The sequence below is a fragment of the Kitasatospora sp. NPDC096204 genome, from assembly GCF_044763205.1.
Taxonomy (GTDB): Bacteria; Actinomycetota; Actinomycetes; order Streptomycetales; family Streptomycetaceae; genus Kitasatospora.
The window spans coordinates 1-4,281 of the sequence record NZ_JBIWFT010000089.1 but is presented as its reverse complement, the minus strand read 5'-3'; the positions used below and the strand labels follow the sequence as shown (position 1 = coordinate 4,281).

5 protein-coding genes are annotated in these 4,281 nt (G+C 73.1%); 3 read left to right on the top strand and 2 right to left on the bottom strand.

What is annotated here, in order from left to right:
- The coding region (locus ACIQ87_RS40185) for an electron transfer flavoprotein subunit beta/FixA family protein (protein WP_402417218.1) at positions 1 to 221 on the bottom strand (221 nt) is incomplete at its 3' end.
- Between the two features lie 306 nt (positions 222 to 527).
- Positions 528 to 854 (bottom strand): TlpA family protein disulfide reductase, encoded by a 327-nt coding sequence (locus ACIQ87_RS40180; RefSeq protein ID WP_402417216.1) that lies wholly within the window; start codon positions 852 to 854, stop codon positions 528 to 530.
- 327 nt (positions 855 to 1,181) lie between these two features.
- Between ACIQ87_RS40180 and ACIQ87_RS40175 the strand changes: the two genes are divergently transcribed.
- From ACIQ87_RS40175 to ACIQ87_RS40165, 3 genes are all read left to right on the top strand, one after another.
- Positions 1,182 to 1,607, top strand: a complete 426-nt coding sequence (locus tag ACIQ87_RS40175; protein WP_402417214.1) for a DUF4395 domain-containing protein — start codon at positions 1,182 to 1,184, stop codon at positions 1,605 to 1,607.
- Between the two features lie 222 nt (positions 1,608 to 1,829).
- Complete coding sequence (locus tag ACIQ87_RS40170; protein ID WP_402417212.1) at positions 1,830 to 2,600, top strand: lysophospholipid acyltransferase family protein; 771 nt, start codon at positions 1,830 to 1,832, stop codon at positions 2,598 to 2,600.
- A gap of 176 nt (positions 2,601 to 2,776) precedes the next feature.
- Positions 2,777 to 4,147: a TolB family protein gene (locus ACIQ87_RS40165; RefSeq protein WP_402417210.1), complete on the top strand. Its 1,371-nt coding sequence runs from the start codon at positions 2,777 to 2,779 to the stop codon at positions 4,145 to 4,147.
- The last annotated feature ends 134 nt before the right edge of the window (positions 4,148 to 4,281 follow it).

Here is a 4,281-nt window from a genome sequence, read left to right as displayed (position 1 = left end):
CGCAGCGCGTCCTTCGCGTCGTCCGGCCCCACCGTCAGCACCGTCACCTCGGCGCCCTCGTTCGCCTCCGCGATCCGCAGCGCCTGCTCCACGCCGTACTCGTCCAGCTCCGACAGGAGGCCGTCCACACCCTCCCGGTCCGTGGTGTGGTCGTCCCCGAAACGACGGTCACCCGTCGCGTCCGGCACGTACTTCACACAGACAACGATCCTCAAGCTCACGGCCTTGTCTCCTGTACTGGTCTCGTCCGGCGGCTGCGGCGGTGCGAGCGGGCGCGAACACGGCACGCACCCGCCCCGGGCAGCGGATTCCCGTGCCGGTCCGGAACTTGCTGGCAGCATACTCGCCGGTAGTGCAGTGGTCACTACTGGCCAGTAGCTTATGCCGTGCGGCCGCTCCCGCCGCCTGCGCCCATCCTGCCCCAGCCCGGGGCCCGCTCCACCCGACGGGGCGGAACAAGTGCGGCCGGATTGCTCACACCGGGCTCGCGCCGCACGCTCGCGCCGGGCGCTCACACCACCCGGCGCTCACACCACCCGGCCGAGTGCCGCGATCACGTCCACCCGGCGCGGCTGCCCAGCCGCCCGCCGCACCACCCGGCCCTCCCCGTCCAGCACCAGGACGGTCGGCGTCCGCCGGACCTCCAGCCGCCGGACCAGCTCCAACCGCTCCTCGGCGTCCACCTCGACGTGCTCGACCCCGTCGACCATCCCGGCCACCTCGGAGAGCACCCGCCGGGTGGCCCGACAGGGCTGACAGAAGGCCGTCGAGAACTGCACCAGCGTCGCCCGTGCGCCGAGCGGCCCGCCCAGCTCGGCCTCCGACAGCCGTACCGCCCCGTCCTCACTGCTCACCCTCGGCCTCCCGTCGCTCCCGACCCGCGGCGGCCGGGCCCGGCCGCCGTCGAGGCACGACAACGCACGCCACCGGCCGGGTCATCCCCCCAGTCTGCGGCAGCGCCCGCGGCGCCCGAAACACGGTCGACCGCCGGGGCCGGTCCACGTACGATCGGCCGATGGACTCCGACCGTCGCCCAACGCCGCCGCCGGCCTGCCGTCGCGTCACCACCCGGGCCCGGGCCGCCGTCCGGCGACCACGCTGACGCCCCGCGCTGCCGCTCGCCGACCGTCGCTCGCCGTTCGCCGTTCGCCGCCGCCCGTCGCGACCTCCAGGAGCCCCCGTTGCAGACCGACCCCCGCGGCCCCCGCTTAGCCGCAGCGCTCAGCGCGTTCGTCCTGACCGTCGTCCTGTACACCGGCAGCTGCCCCCTCCTGGCCGCCCAGACACTCGTCTTCGCCCTCGGCGCGTTCGGCGGCCTGCGCCTGGCCCCCTACGTCCGACTGTTCCAGGTGCTGGTGCTCCCCCGGCTCGCACCGCCCTCCGAGACCGAGGACGACCGGACGCTCCGCTTCGACCAGGGCGTCCTCATGGTGTTCGCCACGGTCGGCGCCCTCGGCTACTGCTCCGAGGTGACCTGGCTCGGCGTACTGGCCGGCGCGGCCGCCCTCACCGCCGCCCTCGGCAACGCCGCGTTCGGCTACTGCGTCGGCTGCCGGCTCTACCCCCTGGTCCGGCGCGCCCAGGGCCGCCTCACCGCCGGCGCCTGACGCGGGTGGGCGAAAAGTTCCCGTGGCAATTCATCACGGAGATCACACCGCCAATATTCGCTTGACCGCACGCCTCAGGTGACAGCGGGCACTCGTTCGGGGGATCATCTCCGTGAATCACCCGTGACCGCCGCGGAGTGCCGTGCTCCGGTCGGCACCACCCGCACAACGGAGCGGGTACCCGCCGAACCGGGCTCCGGCCCGTGGAAGTCAGGACTGACCGTGGCAGAGTTCGTGTACCCGCCGGTGATCGGCGCCGCACTCACCGCCTTCCGCGCGCTCGACGTGCGGATCAAGATCGTGGGCGCCGAACACATCCCCGCCAGGGGGGGAGCGGTACTGGTCAGCAACCACATCAGCTACCTGGACTTCCTCTTCGCGGGCCTCGGCGCGTACCGCGGCGGAAAGCGCAAGACCCGCTTCATGGCCAAGGACGACGTCTTCAAGCACCGGATCTCCGGCCCGCTGATGCGCGGCATGAAGCACATCCCGGTGGACCGCACCGACGGCCAGCCCGCGTACGAGGCCGCCGTGCGCGCCCTCAAGGCCGGCGAGGTGGTCGGGGTGTTCCCAGAGGCGACCATCAGCCGCTCCTTCATGCTGAAGAAGTTCAAGACCGGCGCCGCCCGGATGGCCGCCGACTCCGGCGCCCCGCTGCTGCCCGTCGTGCTCTGGGGCACCCAGCAGCTCTGGACCAAGGGCCGCCCGAAGACCCTCACCAAGCGGCACGTCCCGGTCACCATCATGATCGGCGAACCGATCCACCTCGGGCCCGACGACAAGCCCGTCATGGTCACCCGGCGGCTGCGCGCCGCCATGAGCGAGATGCTCGACCAGGCCCAGCGCGAGTACCCCGGCAAGCCCTCCGGCCCGGATGACAGCTGGTGGCTGCCCGCCCAGCTCGGCGGCACCGCGCCCACCCTGGAGGTCGCCGAGGCCGAGGACGAGGCGGAGGCCCTCGCCAAGGCCGAGCGCCGCGCCGCCCGGGGCTGAACCTCCCGCTCCCGCCACCCTTCTACTCCGTGTGGCCGAGCGACCGCGGTCCGTCGCGTGTCGCCCGGTCGCCGGTGCCCCCCGTCTGACACAGTGACAGCTCCTTTCAGGGGCCTTCGTCCTGAATCCGCGGCGGGGGCCACACGTCGGAGCGGTCGAGAGGCTCGGAGGCGGAGATGGCACGGATCACCACCGGCACACGGCAGTCACCCACGGGCAGGGCCCGCACCCGCGCGAGCGCCGGTGCGGGCCTTCTGCTTCTGGGCACCCTGCTCACCGGCTGCGGCGCCGAACCCGGCGACATCCCGCTCTCGGAGCTCCGGCCGGAGACCCCCGCCGCCACCGAGCCGACACCCGCCGCGACCCCCGGCGTGGTCGGCGCGGCCGTCGGAGCCCCCGCGGCCCCCGCGCACAACGGGCTGATCGTCAGTCGCGCGTACACCGACTCCAACCGCACCAGCAGCGCGATCATCACCCTCTCCCCCGACGGTACCGGCCAGCACCAGGTCACCCGGCCGCCCGCCCGCGCCCTCGACGACCGCCCGGACTGGTCACCCGACGGCGCCACCATCGCCTTCGACCGCACCGACCCGCAGACCGGCACCGCCCGGCTCTGGACCGTCCCCACCGCCGGCGGCCCCGAGCACCAGGTCAGCCAGCTCTGCGACGGCGCCACCGCCGACTGCACCAACGAGGACGAACGCGCCCCCGCCTTCTCCCCGGACGGCAAGCAGGTCGCCTTCAGCCGCTCCTGGGGCGCCCTCGACCCGTCCGGCAGCCACCAGGTCCAGTACTCGGACCTCTACCTGATGAGCCCCGAAGGCACCGACGTCCAGCGGCTCACCTTCCTCACCAACGACAAGCCCTACTCCGGCGCGGTCAGCAACCCCAGCTGGTCCCCCGACGGCAAGCAGCTCACCTTCGAGTACCGCACCAGCGCCACCGGGCAACCCGCCAACAGCCGCGCCATCTACGTCGTCAGCGCGGACGGCACCGGGCTGCGCCAGCTCACCCCCTGGGACCTGCGCGCCGGCGACCGCGCGGACTGGTCCCCCGACGGCACCCAGATCCTCTTCACCACCTACCCGGTCGGCCCCGACAACGCTCCCGGCGGCGCCATCTACACCGTCCACCCCGACGGCAGCGCCATCGGCGCCCTCACCCCCGCGCCCTCGGACGCCTTCTACGGCCAGGCCGCCTACGCTCCCGACGGCAAGTCCATCGTCTTCGCCCAGGCTCCCTCGGGCGCCGGTGCCGACCTCTACAGCATGCAGGCCGACGGCACGGACGTCACCCGTCTCACCAACAGCGCGGACAGGTGGCTGAGCCGGCCCGCCTGGGGAACGGCGGACGTCCCGGCCGCCCCCGCCGATCAGGTTCAGGCGTCGCAGGCACCCCAGGTCCCCCAGGCATCCCAGGCTCCCCGGACGCCGCGGCCCGATGCCCGACAGCCTGCCCAGGCCCAGGGGCAGGCGTCCGCCGACAAGCCCCGGTCCGGGACGGAATCCGGCTCAGGGTCGGAGTCCGAGTCCGAGTCCGACGAATAGATCTCCCGGTTCCGGGAAATGCGAAAAGCCCCTGATCCAAATGGATCAGGGGCTTTCCAGAAGAATTGTTCGGCGGCGTCCTACTCTCCCACAGGGTCCCCCCTGCAGTACCATCGGCGCTGTGAGGCTTAGCT